The following is a 21866-nucleotide window of genomic DNA, read 5'->3' as shown; positions in this document are numbered from 1 at the left end:
GGGACGACCATGCACCCGACACATCCGACTGGTTCGAGGACGCGCCTGTCGCGCACGACCGGCGCCCTCGCCCTGGCGGCCCTGGCCCTCGGCCTCGCCGGCTGCCAGTCGGACGGCCTCGTGACAGGCACCGTGTACCCCAACGACTATCGCCTGCGTCATCCCATCGCGCTGGCCAACGACACCACCACGCTGGACCTGTTCGTCGGCCGCAATGCCGGCGGGCTCGATCCGCGGCAGGCCCGCGACCTGCGGCAGTTCCTGGCCGACTACCAGGCCAACGGCCGCGGCGCCATGACGGTGCTGGTGCCCCGCACCGGCGGCCGCGGCGACCATCGCGGCGCTTCGGCGGTCCGCGCCACGCTGATCGCCTACGGCATCTCCGGACGCATGCTGCACGTCGTGCCCTACGACGTCGCGGTCGAGGAGCCCATCGCCTCGCCGGTCCGGCTGAGCTTCGTCAAGCTGCAGGCCAAGGTGCTCGGCGAGTGCGGCGACTTCACCCAGGATCTGGCGGGCCTGAACATCCGCTACGAGAACTGGCAGAACAAGCCGCATCCGAACTCCGGCTGCGCCTACCAGACGGCGATCGCCGCCCAGATCGAGGACCCGCTGGACCTGCAGCGGCCGCGCGCGGTCGATCGGCCGGACGTCCTGCGCCGGATGAAGGTGTTCGACGACATCCGCAAGGGCCAGGATCCGTCGACCCAGTGGAAGACGGGCTCCGCATCGGTGCAGTCGTCGGCCTCGGGCAGCGGCGGGAGTGGTGGACAATGACGATGGAAGCCGACGCTCCGGGTGATCGCGTGAGCGGAGCAGCCCCCCATATCGGCCCGGTGCCGCGGATCGCCATCCAGGCCTTCTGCGAGACCCCTGACGTCGCTTCCGTGATCGAGGCGGCTTCCGCGGACCGGCGGATGAACAAGGCGCACCTGAAGGTGCAGATGGGCGGGGCGAGCGCCGCCGTCGAGCTCTACAAGTCCGCGCCCACGCCCAACGTGATCGTGCTCGAGTTCGCGGCCGGCGACGGTCCGCAGCTCGTGGGCGCGCTCGAGCAGCTCGCCGAGTCGTGCGACTCCGGTACCAAGGTGGTCATCATCGGCCACATGAACGACATCGGGCTCTACCGCGAGCTGATCCGCCGCGGCGTGAGCGACTATCTCATCACGCCCATGGACACGCTGCGCTTCATCGGCGCGATCTCCGAGCTCTACAACGCGCCGGGCGCCGAGCCCGTCGGCCGGACGGTCGCGGTGACCGGGCTGAAGGGCGGCGTGGGGGCCTCCACCGTCGCCCACAACGTCGCCTGGGGCATCGCCCGCACGCTCAACATCTCCACCGTCATCGCCGACATGGACCTCGGCTTCGGGACGGCCGGCCTCGACTTCAACCAGGACCCGCCGCAGGGCATCGCCGAGGCCGTGTTCTCGCCGGACCGCCTGGACAGCAACTTCCTCGACCGGCTCCTTTCGAAGTGCTCGGAGACGCTGAGCCTGCTCGCGGCACCCGCGACGCTGGACCGGCTCTACGATTTCCAGGAGACGAGCTTCGACGCCGTCATCGACATCCTGCGGGCCTCGACGCCGTGCATCGTGCTCGACGTCCCCCACGTCTGGACGGCCTGGTCGCGGCGCATGCTGATCGGAGCCGACGACATCGTGCTCGTCGCCGCGCCGGACCTGGCCAACCTGCGCAACGCCAAGAGCATGATGGACGTGCTGCGCGCCTCGCGCCCGAACGATCGCAGGCCCCGGCTGGTGATCAACATGGCGGGGGTGCCCAAGCGCCCGGAAATCTCGGTCCAGGACTTCGCCAAGGCCATCGACTGCCAGCCCGACGCCGTCATCCCGTTCGACCCCGCGCTGTTCGGAACGGCGGCCAACAACGGGCAGATGATCGCCGAGGTGCAGCCCAACGGGAAGATCAACGAAGCCTTCCTCGACCTCGCCCGCATGCTGGCGGGCCGGACGGAGCTCAAGAAGTCGCGCGGCTCGCTGCTCGCGCCCCTTCTCGACCGTTTCGCCCGCAAGCGTGCCTGATGCCCGGGGGCATGCCGTGCAGCGCCGGACGCCGGCGCCGTGCGGATCATGCGCCCACCCATGAAACGAGAGACGGCGGCGTTCGGGTCGAGACGCGGCTTGCTCTAACGAACCGGTAATCGACCTGGTTCAGAGTGCGGACGATCCATGTTCGGGAAGCGTTCACAGTTCGGCACGACGCCCGCCTCCGGCGCCCCGGCTCCGGCCCCCGTGGCCGCGCCGACGCCGCAGCGCGCCCCCGATCCGGCGCCGCTGCCCTCCATCACGTCGCCATCCGCCGCCATGGCCGCCGCGGCGGCTCCGAAGGCACCGGCCGCGCCTCGCGCCAAGTCCGAGGACTACTACCAGACCAAGAGCACGATCTTCGGTGCGCTGATCGAGGCCATCGACCTGTCGCAGCTTTCCAAGCTCGACAGCGAGGCGGCGCGCGAGGAAATCCGCGACATCGTCAACGAGATCATCGCGCTCAAGAACCTCGTGATGTCGATCTCCGAGCAGGAAGAGCTGCTCGACGACATCTGCAACGACGTCCTGGGCTACGGGCCGCTGGAGCCGCTGCTCGCCCGCGACGACATCGCCGACATCATGGTCAACGGTCCGTCGCGGACCTACATCGAAGTCAGCGGCAAGATCCAGCTCACCAACATCCGCTTCCGCGACAGCGCGCAGCTGATGAACATCTGCCAGCGCATCGTCAGCCAGGTGGGTCGCCGCGTCGACGAGGCCTCGCCGATCTGCGACGCCCGCCTGCCCGACGGATCCCGCGTCAACGTCATTGCCCCGCCGCTGGCCATCGATGGCGCCGCGCTCACCATTCGTAAGTTCAAGAAGGACAAGCTGACGCTCGAGCAGCTCGTCAAGTTCAGCTCGATCTCGCCCGAGGGCGCGGACATCCTGAAGATCGCGGGGCGGGTGCGCTGCAACATCGTCGTGTCCGGCGGCACGGGCTCGGGCAAGACGACGCTGCTCAACTGCCTGACCCGCTACATCGAGGACGACGAGCGCATCATCACCTGCGAGGACGCGGCCGAACTGCAGCTGCAGCAGCCGCACACCGTGCGCCTGGAAACGCGCCCGCCCAACCTCGAGGGTCAGGGCGCGATCACCATGCGCGACCTCGTCAAGAACTGCCTGCGCATGCGTCCCGAGCGGATCATCGTGGGCGAGGTGCGCGGACCCGAGGCCTTCGACCTGCTGCAGGCGATGAACACGGGTCACGACGGATCGATGGGCACGCTGCACGCCAACTCGCCGCGCGAGGCCCTGAGCCGTATCGAATCCATGATCACCATGGGCGGCTACTCGCTGCCCTCCAAGACCATCCGCGAGATGATCGTGTCGTCGGTGGACGTGATCGTGCAGGCCGCCCGCCTGCGCGACGGCTCGCGCCGCATCACGCACATCACCGAGGTGATCGGGATGGAAGGCGACACCATCATCACCCAGGATCTCGTGGTCTACCGGATCACGGGAGAGGACGCGAACGGCCGCCTGATCGGCAAGCACCAGTCCACGGGCATCGGCCGGCCGAAGATGTGGGAGCGCGCGCGCTACTACAACGAGGAGCGGCGCCTGGCGGCGGCGCTGGACGCGATGGAGGTGGCCGATGAAGCCCGGACAGGCTGATCCCGCGCGACCGGTTCGCGGACACGGAGTGTCGCGATGGAGATGAGCCAGCTCGCCATCGGCGCCTTGGCGGCCCTCGCCGTGGGCGGAGTGGCCTATGCCCTCGCCTATCCCCTGCTGTCGAGCGGAGCGCGCGGCGAACAGCGCCAGAAGGCCCTCATCGGGTCGAACCCGCGCAACTCGGCCGCCCGCCAGGCCGCGACCAGCCAGGCCAACCGGCGCGACAAGATCGCCACGAGCCTCAAGGAACTCGAGACGCGGCAGCGCGAGATCAGCAAGCTGACGCTGGAAAAGCGGATCAGCCAGGCCGGTCTCGACTGGGACAAGCGCAAGTTCTTCGTGATCAGCGCCGTCATGGGCCTGGTCACCGGCGTCCTGGCCTTCGTGGGCACGGGCAATCCCATGGTGGGCGGCCTCGGGCTCTTCGTCGGCACGCTGGGCCTGCCGCGCTTCATGCTCAGCTACCTGCGCAAGAAGCGCATCGCCAAGTTTCTCAACGAACTGCCGAACGCCATGGACGTCATCGTCCGCGGCATCCGCAGCGGCCTTCCCCTGAACGACTGCCTGCGCATGATCGCGTCGGAAGCGGTCGAGCCGCTGCGCAGCGAGTTCAGGACGGTGATGGAGGCCACGACGATCGGTGTCCCGATCGGCGAGGCCATCATGAAGCTCTACGAGCGCGTGCCGGTGCCCGAGGCGAACTTCTTCGCCATCGTGATCAACATCCAGCAGAAGTCGGGCGGCAACCTCTCCGAGGTGCTCGGCAACCTGTCCAAGGTGATCCGCGACCGCAAGCGCATGAAGGGCAAGATCTCGGCGATGAGCATGGAGGCCAAGGCCTCCGCCGCGATCATCGGCTCCCTGCCGATCGTCGTGGGCGTGCTCGTCTACGGCACCAGCCCGAAATACATCGAGCTCCTGTGGACAACCCTCCACGGCAAGATCTGGCTCGGCATCGCGGCGGGCATGATGATCCTGGGCACGCTGGTGATGCGCAAGATGATCAACTTCGACATCTGAGGGCCGCCCGGTGTTCACCACGATCGCTCTCAAGCTCACCGATCCGCAGTTCATGGCGATGATGCTGGCCGCCGTGGCGGCCGCCGTCACCGTGCTGGCCGTCGCGGCGCCCCTGCTCTCGGGCGACCAGCTGAACAAGCGCATGCGCGCCGTCGCGCTCGAACGCGACCAGATCAGGGCCCGCGAGCGCGAGCGCCTCAACCGCCAGGGACAGGAAACCAGGCCCTCGCTGCGCCAGCAGCCCAAGGCCTACATGAAGCAGATCGTCGATCAGTTTCAGCTCGGCAAATGGCTGGGCACGGACGACGCGCGGTCGCAGCTGATGATGGCGGGCTATCGCGGCCCGCAGGCCGAGATCGGCTTCCTGTTCTTCCGGCTCATCATGCCGATCATCACCTTCACGGCGGCGGCGATCTGGGCCTTCTTCTTCTGGGAGACGACCCTGCCGACCGTGGTCCGCGGCGGCGTGGCCCTGGCCGGCGCCTTCATCGGCATCAAGGCGCCCGAAATCTTCCTGCGCAACCAGATCGGCAAGCGCCAGCAGTCCATGCGGCTCGCCTTTCCCGACGCGCTCGACCTGCTGCTGATCTGCGTCGAATCCGGCATGTCGATCGAGCAGGCCTTCCGCCGCGTGGCCCAGGAGATCGGCACCCAGTCGATCCCGCTCGCCGAGGAACTGTCCCTCGTGACGGCCGAACTGAGCTTCCTGCAGGAACGCCGCCAGGCCTACGAGAACTTCGCCTTGCGCACGGGACTTGAGACGGTGAAGAGCGTCACCACGGCCCTCATGCAGGCAGAACGCTACGGTACGCCGCTCGGCCACGCCCTGCGCGTGCTGGCCCAGGAGGGCCGTGACGAACGCATGAACGCGGCCGAGAAGAAGGCCGCGGCCCTGCCGCCGAAGCTCACGGTGCCGATGATCCTGTTCTTCCTGCCGGTGCTGCTGATCGTCATCATCGTGCCGGCGGTCATCCAGGTCTTCGAGTGGAACTGACCCGGCTACGCCGGGCCCGCATCCGCATTCTTCCGGACACCACGACCGCTTGTCCTCGCGAATGACGCGCGGCACCTTGATCCTTGCAGTTTCCCCCGCTGCCGCCACCGCCGATCAACGGCGCGGCGCGCTCACATCGCGGAGGAAATCATGTCGTCTCTCACATCCGCCGAATGGCAGGGCCTGGCCGCCACGCTCGTCGGCACGCCCATCCTGATCGTGGCCATCGAAAAGACCATGGCGTCGGTCGTCGGGGGGGATCTCGGAATTCTGCTCGGCAGCGTCGTCGGCGCCGTGGCGTTCGGCCTGGTGCCGATCATCGCCGCGCGCACGCTGGGGCGGGCGGCTCCGATCACGGAACTTCGCCCGCTGCGCGGCTGACCGGAGGCGCCTGACGGCGCCTCGACGGGCGGGTGCTCAGTTGCCCGCGGGCTCTTCCGTCTCGACCGGCTGGGCCGCCTGGGCCACGGGACGCCCCGTGTTGCGGGACGCGGTGGCACGGGCCGGGGTCTTGTCGCGGGTCGACGTCGCACGGGCGTCGGCGGCGCGGATCTTCGACCACGTGTCCGACTGCCCCACCATCTGGCGCACGGCGGCGATCGACTGGGCGGCCTCGACCGGCGGCAGGTCTCGCCGCGCGATGGATTCGGCCTCCCCGAACTTGCCCTGCAGGCCCAGGACCAGCGCGAGGTTCTGCCGCACGCGGCTGTCCGCGCCGGGCTGCTCGTTGGCGCGGCGCAGCGTGGCCTCGGCCTGGGGAAGCTGGCGGGCCAGCGCGTAGGACAGGCCGAGATTGGACATCACGCCCGGGTCGTTCGGCTGGATCTTCAGGGCCGCGTTGTAGAGCTGCTGGGCGCCGGCATGGTCGCCGAGCTGGTCGGCGACGGCCCCCTGTGCGGACAGGATGCGCCAGTCCGGACGCTCCGGCGTGTGGGCGCGCGACAGCACTTCCTGGGCCTGCTTGAAGTTCCCGACCTCCACGAGCGCCTTACCGTAGGCGGCGAGGATCTCCGTGTCCTTCGGCGACTTGATGGCCGCGGCCTCCAGCACGGCCACGGCCTGCTGGCGCTGGTCGAGCATGCGCAGGGCCCGCGCGTAGTTGAGAGAGACCGTCTTTTCGCCAGGCTTTTCGTCATAGCGGCGGCCCCATTCATCGGCGGCCGCCCGCCACGCGTCGGGGTTGTTTCCGAGCGAGGCCTTGTTGATCGAACCGGTGACGTCCTCGCCCCCCTTGCGCAGGCAACCGCCCGCCGACAGCCCGATGAGGGCCACCGCGCACAGGAGCGCGATGCGGCGGAGCATGGGGTGCCTGGGAGTGCTATGGGGCGTTGCGGCGATCATCGGTCGCTCCCGTCTTGCGTGTGGCTTCGTCCCATCAATGAACGGTTAACCCTAACGCTCCGTTAAGGCCCGTCCCGATCCGGGCCAGATGCGCCCGCCGGCCCGCGACACGGACCCGCAAAGCCGGCACACTCGGCCGTCGAATCGGCGGGAGGCGACGCATGGGGGGGACTTGGGCGAATCTGATCGGCTCGTTCGGGGTCGGCGTCTTCGCACTCACGGGAGCGCTGGTGGCGGCCCGCAAGGGCATGGATCCGTTCGGCTTCGCCCTTCTGGCCACCGTGACCGGCATTGGCGGCGGCAGCATCCGCGACGTGCTCCTGGGCCAGCCGGTCTTCTGGATCGTTGATCCCACCGACGTCATCGTCTGCACGACCGTCGGTCTCCTCACCTATGCGGCCGGCATGCGTGTCGTGGGGCTCATGGCGGCACTGCGGCCGCGCCGGCTGCTGCTGTGGGCCGACGCACTCGGACTGGCGATCTTTGCCGTCACCGGCACGCAGAAGGCGTTCTGGTTCAACGCCCATCCGGTGACCGCCATCGTGCTCGGCACGCTGACCGCCAGCTTCGGGGGCATCATCCGCGACATCCTGGCCGACGAGCCGCCGATGGTGCTGCACCGGGAGATCTACGTCACGGCCGCGGCGGCCGGCGCCACCGCATTCGCGCTGGCGCTCCTCGCCGGGCTCGGACCGTCCCTGTCGGGCCTGATCGGCTTCGCGACGGGCTTTGGCCTGCGCGCGCTGGCCATCCTGCGCGACTGGTCGCTGCCGCCGTTCAAGCCGCGGACGGAGTGAGCCTCAGGCCGACAGCACCTGCTTGGACGACACGGTCGAATCCGCGTTGAGCTTGTAGACGAGCGGCACGCCCGTCTCGAGTTCCATGGTCGGGATCGTGTCCGGCGTCAGCCGGTCGAGGACCATCACCAGCGCGCGCAGCGAATTGCCGTGGGCGGCGACCACCACGCGCTCGCCGCGCAGCACCCGCGGCAGGATCTCCTGGCAGTAATAGGGGAGCACGCGGGCGACCGTGTCCTTCAGGCTCTCGCCGCCGGGCGGCGGCACGTCGTAGGACCGGCGCCAGACATGCACCTGCTCCTCGCCCCAGCGGGCGCGGGCGTCGTCCTTGTTCAGGCCGGAAAGGTCGCCGTAGTCGCGCTCGTTCAGGGCCTGCTCGCGGATGGTCTGCAGGTCGGACTGGCCGAGTTCGCCGAGCAGCAGGCTGCAGGTGTGCTGGGCCCGGGTGAGGGCCGAGGTGAAGGCGACGTCGAAGCCGAGGCCGAGAGCCTTGAGGCGCTGGCCGGCCGCCTTGGCTTCGGCGATGCCCTTCTCGGTCAGGTCCGGATCCTTCCAGCCGGTGAACAGGTTCTTGAGGTTCCAGTCGCTCTGGCCGTGGCGCACGAGCACGAGAAGGCGGTCCATCGGGTGACTCCGGTCGGTGGCGGGAAGGGACGATCAGGCTTCGGACAGGCCGAGCACGTCGTCCATCGAATAGAGGCCGGGCTTGCGTCCGCGGGCCCACAGGGCCGCCGACACCGCGCCCCGGGCGAACAGGCCGCGATCCTCAGCGACGTGCTGGAACACGATGCGCTCGTGCGGCCCGGCGAAGACGACGCTGTGGTCGCCGACGACGGTTCCGCCCCGCAGGGCGGCGAAGCCGATAGCACCGGGTTTGCGGGCGCCCGTGATCCCGTCGCGGCCTCGTTCCGAGTTGGCCTTGAGGTCGATGCCGCGGCCCTCGGCCGCCGCCTGGCCGAGCATCAGCGCCGTGCCGGAGGGAGCGTCGACCTTCATGCGGTGGTGCATCTCGACGACCTCGACGTCGAAGTCCGTCCCGAGCGCCTTGGCGGCCCGGCGCACCAGCGAGGCCAGGAGGTTGACGCCCAGGCTCATGTTGCCCGAGCGGACGATCACCGCATGACGGGCCGCCGCCTCGAGCTTGGCGAGGTGCTCGTCCTCCATGCCCGTCGTGCCGACCACGTGGACGATGCGCGCCTGGGCGGCCAGCGCCGCGAACGCCACGGTGGCCGCGGGCGCGGTGAAGTCCAGCACGCCATGGGCCTTCGCGAAGACGGGAAGCGGATCGTCGACGATCTTGACCCGCGTTTCGCCGATGCCGGCGAGGAGACCGGCATCCTGGCCGAGCGCGATGGAGCCTTCCTGCTCGATCGCACCTGCGAGTGTCGCACCGGGGGTCTCGTGGATGGTCTTGATGAGCATCCGCCCCATGCGTCCGGCGGCACCCACAACGACCAGGCGCATCTCGGTCATCGGCGATCTCCTTGTCAGCCGGATATACTCCGCCGATCCGGCCAACGGAAGCACCCGCGGCCGGACTTTCGGCCCAGGCGCGGCGTCAGGCCGGCTGCGGACCGTCGTAGCCCTCGATGATCAGCAGGTCGCCGACGGACGCGTCGACACGCTTGGCCTTGGCGGCCTGGTAGCCCGACGAGTGATAGCAGGCGACCGCCGTCTCGTAGTCCTTGAACTCGATCACGACGTTGCGGGCGCGGGCCGAGCCTTCCGCCACCTCGTAGCGACCGCCGCGCACGAGGAACCGCGCACCGAACTCGGCGAACGGCGCGGCATTCGCCTCGCGATACTTGTCGTAGGCCTGCGGATCGGACACGTCGACGCGGGCGATCCAGTATCCCTTCGGCTTGCTCACGGCTGTTCTCCCTCGAAGGCCTCGACGACCACGAACTCGCCCACGGCCCCGCCGGCGCGGTGCTTCTTCGCCGCCTGGTATTCGGGCGAGTTGAAATAGACCTTGGCCTGCTCGTAGCTCTCGAATTCGAGAATGACGTTGCGCGCCCGCGCCTCGCCCTCCAGCGCCTCCGCCTTGCCGCCGCGGGCCAGGATGCGGGCGCCGTACTTGCGCATCGCCTGGAACGCGCCCTTGGCGTATTCGGCGTAGCTGTCCGGATCGTTCACGGTGACCCTGGCGATGATGTAGGCCTTGGGCATGGTCGTCCTCCCCTGCTGCACGGCGGGAGACAACCTCATCGGCCGGGGCGGGTCAACCGACCGGGCGAGATCCGCGATCAGGCCGCGGATCGGAAGCGCGCGGGGGTCGCGAGGACGAACTGGCCGGCCAGCGCCTCCAGGCGACCCGTTTCCTCCTCCGTCGAGCGAATGGCGGCGTGGGTCTCCTCGACCAGGGTCGCGTTCTGGTGGGCGACGTCGCCCAGCCGGGCGACGGTGTCGTTGAGCCCTTCGACGCTCGCGGCCTGCTCGGTGGACGCGGCCGCGATGGTCGTGACGATGGTCGTCACGTCCGACACCGCGGTGAAGATGGCCCCCAGCTGCTGGGACGTCTCCTCCACCAGGGACACGCCGTTCGTGATCTCGCTCTGGGCCTTGTCGATGAGCTGCTTGATCTCCTGCGAGGCCTCGGCGGCGCGCTGCGCCAGCGTGCGAACCTCGGAGGCGACGACCGCGAAGCCGCGGCCGACCTCCCCCGCCCTGGCCGCCTCGACGGCGGCATTGAGCGCCAGCAGGTTGGTCTGGAACGCGATGCCGTCGATCAGGTCGACGATGTCAGAGATCCGGGCGGAGGATGCGCTGATGCGATGCATGGCGGCCCGGGCGGAGTCCAGCACCTCCCCGCCTTGCCGCGCCTGGACTTCGGCGGCCTTCACCACCTCGGCCGCCTGACCGGCGCGCACCGCGTTGTCACGGATCCCGGTCGTGAACTCGGTCAGGGCCTTGCAGGTCCCTTCCACCGTGTGCGCCTGGTCCGCCGTGCGCTCGGAGAGGTCGTGAATGCCGTGCGCGATCTCGCCGGTTGCCGCGCGGACCGCCATCGCCGACGTGGCGAGGCGGCTCAGCGCGTCGGCGAGCTTGTCGCCGAGACTGTTGGTCCCCGACTTCAGGGCGTCGAAGGCCCCGCGATACGTGCCCAGCACCCGCACCGTGAGGTCGCCGTTCGTGAGGGTGGTCAGGACCATGAGGGTCTCGCTGAGCCCGTCGTCGATCGTCTGCATCAGGTGGTTCAGGCGGCCGGACATCTCCTTGACGTCGCTCTCCGCGATTCCGTCCGGGTCGATGCGGTGGGAGAAGTCGCCCCGGCTGGCGGCATCGATGACCAGGCCGATCTTCTCGGTCATCTGTTCCATCACGCGGCGGCGTTCCTCCGCCGCCTCCATCTCGCGCCGCATGCGGGTCTGCTGTTCGAAGCCGCGGGTCTCGATGGCAGAGCGGAACACGGCAATGGCATTGGCCATGATGCCGATCTCGTCTTTCCGGTCCACGGAGGGGATGGCGATCGTCGTGTCGCCGCCCGACAGCCGCTGCATCGCCGCCGCGATCGCGCGCAGCGGCCCCAGGACCGACCTGTTGACGAGGAAGAACAGCGTGAACGCGGCCAGAATGGACACGACGAGGCCCGCCGCGGCCAGCCTGTCGGCGAGGCGGCGGGAGGATGTCGACTCGTCCTGAGCCTCTCGCGCCTCGTTCTCCAGAACGTCGCCGGCCTCGTCCATCGCCTTGGCGAGGGCCTCGAAGCGACGATCGAACTCGTTCATCTCGGCCAGCGCGGCGAGGCGATCCAGGAAGGCCAGGCGCACGATCCGGACGGACTGGTCGATGTACTCCCGCAGCGGCTTGTCGAGGGCGGCCAGGGTCGCCTGCGCCGCGCCGGATCCGGCCACCTTCTTGGCGCCGGCGATGCTGGCCAGGAACTGGGCCGCGTGCTCGGCCGTCTCCTTCACCGTGTCCTGCGCCGGGTCTCCCAGGGAGGAGCGGTGCAACGCCGCGTAAACGTCGCCGCGCAAGGAGTCGTGCAGCATGTCGCCGATCGTGTGCTGCCGGATCGCCACCGCAGTATCGGCGATGTGATCGATGGCCGACCCGAGCCGCGCCGAACTGTGGAAGCCAAAAGCCGCGACCGATCCCGCCAAAGCGGCCATCAGCACGCAAAAAACAATAAAGCGCGACTTGAGGCTGGACATGACAAAGCTCTTTTCGGAAAATGATCGATGGTTATGATGCCTCCACAACCGTTACGAAACGTATAAAAGCTTGAAGAGCTAGATTACAACCAAAGACATCCCATCATTGCTGTATATCAAGAACGATGCTCTCTACTGTCGCTTTAGGATCCTGCGATTGCGTGATCGGACGGCCGATGACGAGCCGATCGGCCCCCGCTTCGATGGCGCGGCGCGGCGTCATCACCCGCTTCTGATCGCCGACGTCGCTGCCGGCGGGCCGGATGCCGGGCGTCACCAGATCGAGCCCTCCTCCCACGAGCGCCCGCATCGCGGTCGCCTCCTCGGGTGACAGCACGATGCCTCCCACGCCGATCTCCGCGGCCTGCAGGGCGCGGCGGCGCACGAGGTCGGCCACGCCGACGGCATAGCCCGCCTCGGCGAGATCGGCATCGTTGTTGGAGGTCAGCACGGTGACGGCGAGAACCTTGAGGCCGGAACCCGCCGAGCCCTCCAGCGCCGCCCGCATCGTGTGGGGGAAGGCATGGACCGTCAGGTAGGTCGCGCCCACGTCGGCCACGCGCTCCGTGGCGCGGGCGACGGTGTTGGGAATGTCATGCAGCTTGAGGTCGAGGAAGACCTTCTTGCCGGACCGGACGAGGTCCCTGGCGAAGTCGATCCCGCCCGCATAGGCGAGCTCGAGCCCGACCTTGTAGAAGGTCACGCTGTCGCCGAGCCGCTCCACCATGGCGGCGGCCTCCCCGACGGACGGCAGGTCCAGGGCGACGATGATGCGGTCGCGGGCAGCGATGGCGGGCATGAGCGTGTCCTTCCGGCGTTGAGGTCGCCGCTGTGGAACACGCGAGGGCCGTTCGTGTCAAAGGCGCCGTTCGCCCGAACGCCGGCCCGGATCCCCGGTCGACTTGCGCCGGAGATCGCGGTCGGCCGCGATGTGGATGTCGGGGCTCGACTCCATGTGCTCGGCGATGCGCCGGAGCACGCGCAAGGTCTCGTCGAGCCGCACCTCGCGCCGCATGCGCAGGCTGTGCTCGGCGAGATCGCGCCGAACCCGGTCGCCCGTGCGGCGCAGGTCGTCGCGGACCTTGTCCGTGCGTTCCGTCCACTCGTTGCGCACCCGGGCCGCCGCTTCGCGCCATTCCTCGCGAACCCGGTCGATCAGGTCCCCACGCCAGGCCGGCAAGGCCGGAACGCGGCCGCTGCCGTCGGCCCGGTAGGTCCACACGCGCGCCGGCGGAATGTTGCGCCACACGGGCGCCGACAGCTCCGCCGTGAAGCCGCCGGCCTCGCGAGGCACGGGCGACAGCAGCCCATAGGTGAACTGGACGAAGGGCGCCCCCGGCTGCATGAGGGCCAGGGCGTCCGCCAGCAGGCGCACCCGCTCGTCCTCGGGCCGATTCAGCAGGGGAAGACTGGAGACGACGGCTGCGGCCGGCCGGGCGAGCTCCCCCGCCAGCGTCGTGCGCAGCGCGTAGGCATCGCCGCGGATGACGGTCGCCCGGGGGAAGCGCTCGCGCAGCAACGCCACGAAATCGGGATCGAACTCCACCAGGACGAGCCGGGATTCGTCCACGCCATACGCGACGAGCGCTTCCGTGACGGGGCCCGTCCCCGGCCCCAGCTCGACCACCGGACCGTCGCGGTCGAGGTCGATGGCGGTGGCCATGGCCTTGGCCAAGGCAGGTCCGGAGGGCGCGATGGCGCCGGCGGCGCGAGGATTGTCGAGCCAGCTGCGCAGGAACCGCGCCTCGTCCTGGAGGCGCTCGCCGAAGTTCACCCCGTCCTTGCGGTGACGCGGCGGGGGTCCGGAACGAGGGGACGACGACGGTGTACGACGGGACGACACGACGCCTCCTGTCCATCAGCACAGGCGATCAAGGTGGGGACGGGAGGCCGCGAGGTCAACCGTCCCGTGGCGCGACGGCCACTCCCGATGCCTCGGGCTACTCGTTGCCGCCGGCGAAGAAGTCCCGCACCTTCGTGAAGAAGCCGGCACTTTCGGGCTGCGTGTCCTTCGAGCTCTCGCGCTCGAACTCGCGCAGAAGCTCGCGCTGGCGCGTGCTCAGCTGCTGCGGGGTCTCCACCACGATCTGGATGTAGAGGTCGCCATGCTCGCGCGCCCGAAGGACGGGCATGCCGCGGCCGCGGATCCGGATCTGCTTGCCGGTCTGCGTCCCCTCCGGGACCTTCACGGCGCATTCCTGGCCGTCGAGCACGGGCACGGTGAGGTCGCCGCCGAGCGCGGCCGTCACCATGCTCACGGGCACGCGGCAGAACAGGTCCGCCCCGTCGCGCTGCAGGAACGGATGCGGCTTGATCGACAGGAAGATGTACAGGTCACCCGAGGGCCCGCCGCGCAGGCCGGCCTCGCCTTCGCCCGCGAGCCGGATGCGCGTGCCGTCCTCGACGCCCGCCGGGATGTTGACCGAGAGGGTGCGCTCGCGCGTGACGCGGCCGGCGCCGCCGCAGTTGCGGCAGGGGTCGTCGATGGTTTCGCCGCGGCCGTGGCAGGTCGGGCACGTCCGCTCGATCGAGAAGAAGCCCTGGCTCGCGCGCACGCGGCCGTGGCCGGCGCAGGTGGCGCAGGTCTTGGGCTTGGAGCCTGGCTTGGCGCCCGAGCCGGAGCAGGCCTCGCAGGCGATGGAGGTCGGCACCTTCAGCGTCGCGGTCTTGCCGGCATAGGCCTCCTCGAGCGTGATCTCGAGGTTGTAGCGCAGGTCCGAGCCGCGCTCGCGGCCGTTGGTGCCGCGTCCGCCGCCCCGGCGGCCCGACATCTCGCCGAACAGGTCCTCGAAGATGTCGGCCATCGACGAGGCGAAATCGTTGCCGAAGCCCGGCCCACCGCCCATGCCGCCGTTCTCGAAGGCGGCGTGCCCGAACCGGTCGTAGGCGGCGCGCTTCTGCGGGTCGGAGAGCGTCTGGTAGGCCTCGTTGAGCTCCTTGAACTTGGCCTCGGCCGCCTTGTCCCCCGGGTTCTTGTCCGGGTGATGCTTCATGGCGAGCTTGCGGAACGCCGACTTCATCTCGGCTTCCGTCGCGGTGCGGCTCACGCCCAGGAGTTCGTAGTAGTCGGCCTTGGCCATGGGCGTTGTGCTCAGGGGATCGCGGGTGAGTCGGGATCCGGCAGGGATGCCAGGATCGGTTCCAGCATATCAAGCAGCGGCTTCAGGTTCGTCGTGGCCGTCTCCCAGACGATGCGCATGTGCAACTTTTCATAGCCATGTGCAATCCGATCACGCATGTGCGCCATCTCGAGCCAGGGGATGTCCGGGTGCAGTTCCGTCAGGGCGCGGTGGGACGTCAGCAATCGCCGGGCATTTTCGCCGATGACGACGATGCACATCGAAACGGCGTGCTGCGTCCGCATGCTCTCGAGGAACTGCTCTTCGGAATACCCCTCGACGAACGAAATCGCGTGGCGTGCGGCGTCCATCATCAATTCGATGGGAACCCCGGGATCACGGTCCGTCATAGGGGCTGAGCCTCGGAAAGCACCCGCGTCCGAATGCGGCGATGCAATCCATCGGCCAGAACGACGTCGACCTCACAGCCCAGAAGACGTTCCAATTCGATCTGCAGGCCGCCGAGATCGAACAGGGACAGTCCAGGCAGTGGATCGACCAGGAGATCGAGGTCGCTGGCCTCGGTGTCCTGCCCGCGCGCCACGGACCCGAAGACACGAGGGTTCTGGACCCGGTAGCGCGTGAACGCTTCCCGGATGGCTTCGCGCTTTTCATTCAACGCGACCGAGGGTTTCAAGCCCCACCCCCTGCAGAGAACGGCCGGCCGGATCACTCCGGCCGGCCGTGGCCGTTTTACGCCCGCTTCTTCTTGTCGTCGTCGCCGACCTCGCGGAAGTCCGCGTCGATGACGTCGTCCTTTTCGCCGCCCTGAGCACCGGCGTCACCGCCGGCGGCGCCCTGGGAGGCTTCGTACATGGCCTGGCCGAGCTTCATCGAGAGCTGGACGAGGTCGTTCGTCTTGGCCTTGATGTCCTCGACGTCCTCGGTGGCGAGCGACGCCCGGAGCGCCGTCACGGCCGACTCGACCGCCGACTTGTCCGCCGCGCCGGCCTTGTCGCCGAGCTCGGACAGGGACTTCTCGGTCTGGTGGATCATGCTTTCGCCCTGGTTGCGGGCCTCCACCAACTCGCGCCTCTTCTTGTCGTCCGCGGCATGCGCCTCGGCGTCCTTCACCATCTTGTCGATGTCGGACTCGCTGAGGCCGCCCGACGCCTGGATGCGGATCACCTGCTCCTTGCCCGTCGCCTTGTCCTTGGCGGACACGTTGACGATGCCGTTGGCGTCGATGTCGAAGGTGACTTCCACCTGCGGCACGCCGCGCGGCGCCGGCGGCAGGCCGACGAGGTCGAACTGGCCGAGCAGCTTGTTGTCTGCGGCCATCTCGCGTTCGCCCTGGAACACCCGGATCGTCACGGCGGTCTGGTTGTCCTCGGCGGTCGAGAAGACCTGGCTCTTCTTCGTCGGGATGGTCGTGTTGCGGTCGATCAGGCGCGTGAACACACCGCCCAGCGTCTCGATGCCCAGCGACAGCGGGGTCACGTCGAGCAGCAGCACGTCCTTCACGTCACCCTGCAGCACGCCCGCCTGGACGGCGGCGCCGATGGCGACCACTTCGTCCGGGTTGACGCCCTTGTGGGGCTCCTTGCCGAAGAACTGCTTCACGACGTCCTGGACCTTCGGCATGCGGGTCTGGCCGCCGACGAGGATGACCTCGTCGATCTCGGCCGCCGTCAGGCCGGCGTCCTTGAGCGCCTTGCGGCAGGGCTCGATGGTCTTCTGCACGAGATCGTCCACCAGCGCCTCGAACTTGGCGCGGGTGAGCTTCAGCGTCAGGTGCTTCGGACCGGAGGCATCCGCCGTGATGTAGGGCAGGTTGATCTCGGTCTGCTGCGCGGACGACAGCTCGATCTTCGCCTTCTCGGCCGCCTCCTTGAGGCGCTGCAGGGCGAGCTTGTCCTTCTTCAGGTCGATGCCGTTTTCCTTGCGGAACTCCTCCGCCAGGTATTCGACGAGACGCATGTCGAAGTCTTCACCACCGAGGAACGTGTCGCCGTTCGTCGACTTCACCTCGAACACGCCGTCGCCGATCTCGAGGATCGACACGTCGAAGGTGCCGCCGCCGAGGTCGTAGACCGCCACGGTGCCCGTCTTCTTCTTGTCGAGGCCGTAGGCGAGCGCAGCCGCCGTCGGCTCGTTGATGATGCGCAGCACCTCGAGGCCGGCGATCTTGCCGGCATCCTTGGTGGCCTGGCGCTGAGCGTCGTTGAAGTAGGCCGGGACGGTGATGACCGCCTGCGTGATGCCGGTGCCGACGAAGGCCTCGGCCGTCTCCTTCATCTTCTGCAGGATGAAGGCGGAAATCTGGGACGGAGAATAGGGCTTGCCGTCCGACTCGACCCACGCGTCGCCGTTGCCGGCCCGCGAGATCTTGTAGGGAACGAGACCCTTGTCCTTCTGCGTCATCGGATCGTCGTAGGTGCGCCCGATGAGACGCTTGATCGCGAAGAAGGTGCGCTCCGGATTCGTCACCGCCTGGCGCTTGGCCGGCTGGCCGACGAGGCGCTCGCCTTCGTCCGTGAAGGCGACGATGGACGGTGTCGTCCGTGCGCCTTCCGCATTCTCGATGACCTTCGGTGACGTGCCTTCCATGATGGCCACGCACGAGTTGGTCGTACCGAGGTCGATTCCAATGACTTTTGCCATGTTCTATCCCCTTTCGCGGCGAGACCACCGGGCCCCGTAGGCGCTCCGGCCGTGGCCGCCCTCCTGGCCGTCTGACGACGGCTTTCGGGGCGGTCGGTCCCCTCAGAATTCGCGGTTTCCCGCGTTCCGGCGGTATATAAGGAGGGGCCTATTAGCGTGCAAGGCGCGCCGACAGCAAAGCTTCGCCAATCTGACCGGGACGTGATGGACGGCGGATGTTCGCGCGCAGGCTTCACTATCGCAGGATTGCACTCGGCTTGATAAAGGTTGGGACCATGTCGTCTCGCTCCCTGATTCCCGCCCACGCGGCCCGGCTCGTCCTCCTCCTCGCGGTCACGCCGTTCCTGCAGGTTTCCTCCGCCACGGCGCAGCTCCTGCTGCCCGGGTCGCAGCCCCCCGTGCCGCCGGCCTCGGTTCCGGGCGGGGCACCCGTCCCGGCTCCCGGCCAGGTCCCGGGCGGCGGGGTGCCCGGGGTCCCGCAACAGCCCCCGAAACCCAGGCCCCCGGCGGCGCCCCCCAAGGTCGCGGCCGAGACGTCCGTTATCGGCAAGACCCTGGCCTTCAACGGCACCAAGGGCCGCCTGATCATCGACCGGCGGGACAAGACCAACCTCCAGGTCACGCTGATCGCCGTCGGAGACAAGATCTCCAGGCCCGGCGAGGCCTGCGGCATCGACCTCGGCGCGGGCAAGCCGCTCGAGCTCACCCCGGCCGGCAAGCCCGAGGGCGTTCCGCGCTACCGCGTGGCGATCCCGGCCTGCGGGATGGACCTCGACCTTCTCGACGGCGCGGTCCTCGTTTCGGGGCCGGCCGCGGCCTGCCCGTTCCCGGAAGGCGACTGCAAGATCGACGTCCGCGGCCTGTGGGGCCCCTCGCCAGGAACCCTGGAGAGCCAGGCCCGTGCCATCGAGAGCGACCGGGCGCGCGCCGACAAGGCCGTCCAGGAGAACTTCCGGGCTCTTCTGGCGCGCACCCAGGGCAAGAACGAGGTCAAGTCGGTCGCCGCCGAGCAGGCGGGCTTCACCTCGGAGCGCGAGACGGTCTGCCGGGACTATTCGCGCGAGTCGGTGCACGGTTTCTGCGCCGCCCGGTTCACCGAGCTGCGCGCATCGGAGCTCGCGGCCCGGGTCGTCGCACTGGGCGGCCCACCTCCCGCACCCAAGCCGGCGCGTCCCCGCCCGCCGGCCGCGCAGCCGGACCAGGCAGCCGGTGCGGCCCCGCCGCCGCCCGTCGCCGCCGCCCCCGCACCGCCCCCGCCGAAGCCGAAATCGTTCTTCGACATCTTCCGGTGAGATCCCGGCGCCGGGAATTTGACGGGTCCTGACAAAGCGGGCACCTATGCCGCAGCGTCAGGACCACGACCATGCCCGCCCCCAAGCTGCTCACCGCCCACCCGCCGCCCGTCTTCGATCGCAAGGCCCTGCAGAGCGGCGTCCGGCGAGCCATCGAGGAGGCCGGGCCGGACGGAGCGGCCCGCCGCGCCGCGATCGTCGGCGTGCTGCGCGAGGTCCTGGGCGAGGGACGGCAGCAGGCACGCACCCTCCTCGAGAAGGAGCGGCACGGACTGGCCTGCGCCTGGCGCCTGTCGGACCTCATGGATGCCCTGGTCACCACGCTGTTCGACGTGGCCGTGGGCGAGCTCTACCCCGCCGTCAACCCGTCGACGGCCGAAAGGATGGCCATCGTGGCGGTCGGCGGCTACGGGCGCGGGACGCTGGCCCCGGGATCCGACGTCGACCTCCTGATCCTGCTGCCCTACAAGGCCTCGCCCTGGTCCGAGAGCGTGGTGGAGGTCATCCTCTACGCGCTGTGGGACCTCAAGCTGAAGGTGGGGCACTCGGTCCGCACGGTCGAGGAATGCGTGCGCGAGGCGCGCACGGACATGACCATCCGCACCGCGCTGCTGGAGGCGCGACTGCTGTGCGGCGACACCGCGCTCTACGCGGACTTCCAGCAGCGCTACGAGCGGGAAGTCGTCCAGGGCACCGCCGCGGCCTTCGTGACGGAGAAGCTCGCCGAGCGTGAGCGTCGCGTCTCGCGGGCGGGCACATCGCGCTACCTCGTCGAGCCCAACGTCAAGGACGGCAAGGGCGGCCTGCGCGACCTCAACACGCTCTTCTGGATCGCGAAATACGTCTACCGCGTGAAGACCTCGGCCGATCTCGTGTCCGCGGGCCTCTTCGACCAGGAGGAGAGCGAACTCTTCTCGCGCTGCGAGGAGTTCCTGTGGCGCGTGCGCTGCGAGATGCACTTCGTCACCGGCCGGGCGGAGGAGCGCCTGAGCTTCGACCTGCAGCGGCAGATCGCCGAGAAGATCGGCTATGCGGGCCACGGCGGCCTGTCCTCCGTCGAACGCTTCATGAAGCGCTACTTCCTCGTCGCCAAGGACGTGGGTGACCTCACCGCCATCGTCTGCGCCGCCCTGGAGGCCCGCCACGCCAAGCCGCGGGCCATGCTCGACCGCCTCGTCGGCCGCTTCCGGCGCACCGGGCGGGCCATCGCCGAGAGCCGCGACTTCGTCATCGACAACGACCGGCTCAGCGTCGCCAGCGAGGACGTCTTCGTCCGCGACCCGGTGAACCTGGTCCGGCTGTTCCACCTGGCCGATCGCCTCAACCGCGCCATCCACCCGGATGCCACGCGCCTCGTGACGAGGTCGCTCAAGCTCGTCGACGCGCGGCTGCGCAACGATCAGGAAGCCAATCGCCTCCTGGTCGACATCCTGCTCTCCAAGAACGCGCCCGAGGTCATCCTGAGGCGCATGAACGAATCCGGGCTGCTCGGCCGGTTCGTGCCGGAATTCGGCCGGGTCGTGGCGATGATGCAGTTCAACATGTACCACCACTACACGGTGGACGAGCATCTCATCCGCTCGATCGGCATCCTCCACGAACTGGAGGCGGGGCGGCTGAAGGACGAGACGCCGGTCGCCCACGAGATCTTGCCGACCATCCGCAGCCGGCCCGTGCTGGCGGTCGCGCTGTTCATCCACGACATCGCCAAGGGACGTCCCGAGGATCACTCGACCGCCGGCGCCCGCATCGCGCGCAAGCTCTGCCCACGGCTGGGCATGAGCGAGGCCGAGACCGACGCCGTGAGCTGGCTGGTGGAGTATCACCTGCTGATGTCGACGGTCGCGCAGAGCCGCGACCTGTCGGACCCTCGGACGATCGAGACCTTCGCCGCCACGGTTCAGACGCTGGAGCGGCTCAAGATGCTGCTCGTGCTCACCGTCTGCGACATCAAGGCGGTGGGACCCGGCGTGTGGAACGGCTGGAAGGGCCAGCTCCTGCGCACGCTCTATTGGGAGACGGAAATCGTCCTGGCGGGAGGTCACTCCGCCATCGACCGCGCGCAGCGCGTCAAGCGCGCCCAGGACGAGCTGCGCCGCGCCCTGCCGAACTGGTCAGACCCCGACCTCGACGCCTATGTCGGGCGCCACTATCCGGCCTACTGGCTCAAGGTCGACATCGCCCGCAAGATCAAGCACGCGGCATTCCTGCACGCGGCCGAGCAGCAGATGCGCTCGCTGGCGACCGAGGTGGCGACCGACGGCTTCCGCGGCGTCACCGAACTCACCATCGCGGCGCCCGACCATCCGCGCCTGCTGGCCATCATCACGGGGGCCTGCGCCGCGGCCGGCGCCAACATCGTCGACGCTCAGATCTACACCACCACGGACGGCCTGGCGCTGGACACGATCTTCGTCTCGCGCGCCTTCGACCGGGACGAGGACGAGCTGCGCCGCGCCGCCCGCGTGGCCCAGCACATCGAGCGGGCGCTCAAGGGCGAAATCCGCATCGCCGAGGCGGTCGCCGCGCGCACCCCCGACAAGGCCCACTCGAAGGCCTTCAGCGTGCCGCCCGAAGTGCTGCTCGATAACCAGCTCTCGACCCGCTACACGGTGCTCGAGGTTTCTGGCCTCGACCGGCCGGGCCTGCTCTATGAGCTCACCACCGCGCTCGGCAAACTCAACCTCAACATCGCCTCCGCCCACATCGCCACCTTCGGCGAGAAGGCCGTCGACGTGTTCTATGTCACCGACCTCACCGGCACCAAGGTGATGAACGCCACCCGCCAGGCGGCCATCCGCCGCGGCCTGCTCGACGTGCTGCAGGCCGTTCCGGTCGCCAGGGATGCGGCCAAGGCGAAGGCGGTGGCGGGGCGGTGAG

At 69.0% G+C, this 21866-nt stretch carries 20 protein-coding genes and 1 pseudogene; 9 read left to right on the top strand and 12 right to left on the bottom strand.

Translation table 11 applies throughout. From position 1 onward, the window contains the following. Positions 1–9 precede the first annotated feature (9 nt). The 6 genes from Q0Q47_RS03705 to Q0Q47_RS03680 all read left to right on the top strand — a co-directional run bounded on the left by Q0Q47_RS03705 (position 10) and on the right by Q0Q47_RS03680 (position 6060). Complete coding sequence (locus tag Q0Q47_RS03705; protein ID WP_293854550.1) at positions 10–777, top strand: CpaD family pilus assembly protein; 768 nt, start codon at positions 10–12, stop codon at positions 775–777. 2 nt (positions 778–779) lie between these two features. Next, on the top strand, positions 780–2039 hold the full coding sequence (locus tag Q0Q47_RS03700) for a CtpF protein (protein ID WP_293854788.1): 1260 nt from the start codon (positions 780–782) through the stop codon (positions 2037–2039). A gap of 147 nt (positions 2040–2186) precedes the next feature. Beyond that, positions 2187–3665: a CpaF family protein gene (locus Q0Q47_RS03695; RefSeq protein ID WP_293854547.1), complete on the top strand. Its 1479-nt coding sequence runs from the start codon at positions 2187–2189 to the stop codon at positions 3663–3665. A 36-nt stretch (positions 3666–3701) separates the two neighbouring features. Beyond that, the gene (locus tag Q0Q47_RS03690; protein ID WP_293854545.1) at positions 3702–4685 is read left to right on the top strand and encodes a type II secretion system F family protein; all 984 of its coding nucleotides are present in this window, start codon (positions 3702–3704) and stop codon (positions 4683–4685) included. A 52-nt stretch (positions 4686–4737) separates the two neighbouring features. After that, positions 4738–5679 (top strand): type II secretion system F family protein, encoded by a 942-nt coding sequence (locus Q0Q47_RS03685; protein WP_293854786.1) that lies wholly within the window; start codon positions 4738–4740, stop codon positions 5677–5679. 150 nt (positions 5680–5829) lie between these two features. Beyond that, positions 5830–6060, top strand: coding sequence for a hypothetical protein (locus Q0Q47_RS03680; protein WP_293854542.1), 231 nt, complete (start codon positions 5830–5832; stop codon positions 6058–6060). Positions 6061–6096: 36 nt separating this feature from the next. Here Q0Q47_RS03680 and Q0Q47_RS03675 read toward each other — a convergent pair whose 3' ends face one another. Next, positions 6097–6981 (bottom strand): tetratricopeptide repeat protein, encoded by an 885-nt coding sequence (locus Q0Q47_RS03675; RefSeq protein WP_293854540.1) that lies wholly within the window; start codon positions 6979–6981, stop codon positions 6097–6099. Between the two features lie 200 nt (positions 6982–7181). On the opposite strand from Q0Q47_RS03675, the gene Q0Q47_RS03670 reads away from it, so the two are divergent. After that, on the top strand, positions 7182–7817 hold the full coding sequence (locus tag Q0Q47_RS03670; RefSeq protein WP_293854537.1) for a trimeric intracellular cation channel family protein: 636 nt from the start codon (positions 7182–7184) through the stop codon (positions 7815–7817). Positions 7818–7820: 3 nt separating this feature from the next. Here the strand turns inward: Q0Q47_RS03670 and Q0Q47_RS03665 are convergent, their stop codons facing one another. The 11 genes and pseudogenes from Q0Q47_RS03665 to dnaK all read right to left on the bottom strand — a co-directional run bounded on the left by Q0Q47_RS03665 (position 7821) and on the right by dnaK (position 17694). Continuing rightward, positions 7821–8441 (bottom strand): 2,3-bisphosphoglycerate-dependent phosphoglycerate mutase, encoded by a 621-nt coding sequence (locus Q0Q47_RS03665; RefSeq protein ID WP_293854535.1) that lies wholly within the window; start codon positions 8439–8441, stop codon positions 7821–7823. A 33-nt stretch (positions 8442–8474) separates the two neighbouring features. Beyond that, positions 8475–9281: a 4-hydroxy-tetrahydrodipicolinate reductase gene (gene dapB / locus Q0Q47_RS03660; RefSeq protein ID WP_293854783.1), complete on the bottom strand. Its 807-nt coding sequence runs from the start codon at positions 9279–9281 to the stop codon at positions 8475–8477. Between the two features lie 94 nt (positions 9282–9375). Continuing rightward, positions 9376–9687, bottom strand: a complete 312-nt coding sequence (locus tag Q0Q47_RS03655; RefSeq protein ID WP_293854532.1) for a DUF1330 domain-containing protein — start codon at positions 9685–9687, stop codon at positions 9376–9378. Further along, positions 9684–9986 carry a DUF1330 domain-containing protein gene (locus tag Q0Q47_RS03650; RefSeq protein WP_293854530.1) on the bottom strand — a complete coding sequence of 101 codons (303 nt, stop codon included), beginning with the start codon at positions 9984–9986 and terminating at the stop codon, positions 9684–9686. Before Q0Q47_RS03650 ends, Q0Q47_RS03655 begins: the two co-directional genes overlap by 4 nt. 77 nt (positions 9987–10063) lie before the next feature. Then, positions 10064–11971, bottom strand: a complete 1908-nt coding sequence (locus tag Q0Q47_RS03645) for a methyl-accepting chemotaxis protein (protein ID WP_293854527.1) — start codon at positions 11969–11971, stop codon at positions 10064–10066. A 103-nt stretch (positions 11972–12074) separates the two neighbouring features. Further along, a complete protein-coding gene (gene pyrF, locus Q0Q47_RS03640; protein ID WP_293854524.1) occupies positions 12075–12770 on the bottom strand; it encodes an orotidine-5'-phosphate decarboxylase in 696 nt (231 codons plus the stop codon). Between the two features lie 408 nt (positions 12771–13178). Next, a pseudogene (locus Q0Q47_RS03635) lies at positions 13179–13745 on the bottom strand (class I SAM-dependent methyltransferase); the annotation flags it as partial. Positions 13746–13911: 166 nt separating this feature from the next. Further along, on the bottom strand, positions 13912–15051 hold the full coding sequence (dnaJ, locus tag Q0Q47_RS03630; protein ID WP_293854521.1) for a molecular chaperone DnaJ: 1140 nt from the start codon (positions 15049–15051) through the stop codon (positions 13912–13914). 11 nt (positions 15052–15062) lie between these two features. Continuing rightward, positions 15063–15440 (bottom strand): HepT-like ribonuclease domain-containing protein, encoded by a 378-nt coding sequence (locus Q0Q47_RS03625; RefSeq protein WP_293854518.1) that lies wholly within the window; start codon positions 15438–15440, stop codon positions 15063–15065. Further along, positions 15437–15727 carry a nucleotidyltransferase family protein gene (locus Q0Q47_RS03620; RefSeq protein WP_293854515.1) on the bottom strand — a complete coding sequence of 97 codons (291 nt, stop codon included), beginning with the start codon at positions 15725–15727 and terminating at the stop codon, positions 15437–15439. The genes Q0Q47_RS03625 and Q0Q47_RS03620 overlap by 4 nt, the downstream gene beginning before the upstream one ends. Before the next feature lie 56 nt (positions 15728–15783). Then, the gene (dnaK, locus tag Q0Q47_RS03615) at positions 15784–17694 is read right to left on the bottom strand and encodes a molecular chaperone DnaK (RefSeq protein ID WP_293854512.1); all 1911 of its coding nucleotides are present in this window, start codon (positions 17692–17694) and stop codon (positions 15784–15786) included. A 275-nt stretch (positions 17695–17969) separates the two neighbouring features. On the opposite strand from dnaK, the gene Q0Q47_RS03610 reads away from it, so the two are divergent. After that, positions 17970–18986: a hypothetical protein gene (locus Q0Q47_RS03610; RefSeq protein ID WP_293854510.1), complete on the top strand. Its 1017-nt coding sequence runs from the start codon at positions 17970–17972 to the stop codon at positions 18984–18986. A gap of 71 nt (positions 18987–19057) precedes the next feature. Then, positions 19058–21865: a [protein-PII] uridylyltransferase gene (locus Q0Q47_RS03605; protein ID WP_293854506.1), complete on the top strand. Its 2808-nt coding sequence runs from the start codon at positions 19058–19060 to the stop codon at positions 21863–21865. The last annotated feature ends 1 nt before the right edge of the window (position 21866 follow it).

This window comes from uncultured Alsobacter sp., from assembly GCF_945952055.1.
GTDB lineage: Bacteria > Pseudomonadota > Alphaproteobacteria > Rhizobiales > Beijerinckiaceae > Alsobacter.
This window is presented reverse-complemented; position numbering and strand designations above follow the sequence as displayed.

Coding starts and splice junctions, on each gene's coding strand:
- Q0Q47_RS03705 (WP_293854550.1), top strand. CDS start 10: ATGCACCCGACACATCCGACTGGTTCGAGGACGCGCCTGTCGCGCACG.
- Q0Q47_RS03700 (WP_293854788.1), top strand. CDS start 780: ATGGAAGCCGACGCTCCGGGTGATCGCGTGAGCGGAGCAGCCCCCCAT.
- Q0Q47_RS03695 (WP_293854547.1), top strand. CDS start 2,187: ATGTTCGGGAAGCGTTCACAGTTCGGCACGACGCCCGCCTCCGGCGCC.
- Q0Q47_RS03690 (WP_293854545.1), top strand. CDS start 3,702: ATGGAGATGAGCCAGCTCGCCATCGGCGCCTTGGCGGCCCTCGCCGTG.
- Q0Q47_RS03685 (WP_293854786.1), top strand. CDS start 4,738: ATGGCGATGATGCTGGCCGCCGTGGCGGCCGCCGTCACCGTGCTGGCC.
- Q0Q47_RS03680 (WP_293854542.1), top strand. CDS start 5,830: ATGTCGTCTCTCACATCCGCCGAATGGCAGGGCCTGGCCGCCACGCTC.
- Q0Q47_RS03675 (WP_293854540.1), bottom strand. CDS start 6,981: ATGCTCCGCCGCATCGCGCTCCTGTGCGCGGTGGCCCTCATCGGGCTG.
- Q0Q47_RS03670 (WP_293854537.1), top strand. CDS start 7,182: ATGGGGGGGACTTGGGCGAATCTGATCGGCTCGTTCGGGGTCGGCGTC.
- Q0Q47_RS03665 (WP_293854535.1), bottom strand. CDS start 8,441: ATGGACCGCCTTCTCGTGCTCGTGCGCCACGGCCAGAGCGACTGGAAC.
- dapB (WP_293854783.1), bottom strand. CDS start 9,281: ATGCGCCTGGTCGTTGTGGGTGCCGCCGGACGCATGGGGCGGATGCTC.
- Q0Q47_RS03650 (WP_293854530.1), bottom strand. CDS start 9,986: ATGCCCAAGGCCTACATCATCGCCAGGGTCACCGTGAACGATCCGGAC.
- Q0Q47_RS03645 (WP_293854527.1), bottom strand. CDS start 11,971: ATGTCCAGCCTCAAGTCGCGCTTTATTGTTTTTTGCGTGCTGATGGCC.
- pyrF (WP_293854524.1), bottom strand. CDS start 12,770: ATGCCCGCCATCGCTGCCCGCGACCGCATCATCGTCGCCCTGGACCTG.
- dnaJ (WP_293854521.1), bottom strand. CDS start 15,051: ATGGCCAAGGCCGACTACTACGAACTCCTGGGCGTGAGCCGCACCGCG.
- Q0Q47_RS03625 (WP_293854518.1), bottom strand. CDS start 15,440: ATGACGGACCGTGATCCCGGGGTTCCCATCGAATTGATGATGGACGCC.
- dnaK (WP_293854512.1), bottom strand. CDS start 17,694: ATGGCAAAAGTCATTGGAATCGACCTCGGTACGACCAACTCGTGCGTG.
- Q0Q47_RS03610 (WP_293854510.1), top strand. CDS start 17,970: ATGTCGTCTCGCTCCCTGATTCCCGCCCACGCGGCCCGGCTCGTCCTC.
- Q0Q47_RS03605 (WP_293854506.1), top strand. CDS start 19,058: ATGCCCGCCCCCAAGCTGCTCACCGCCCACCCGCCGCCCGTCTTCGAT.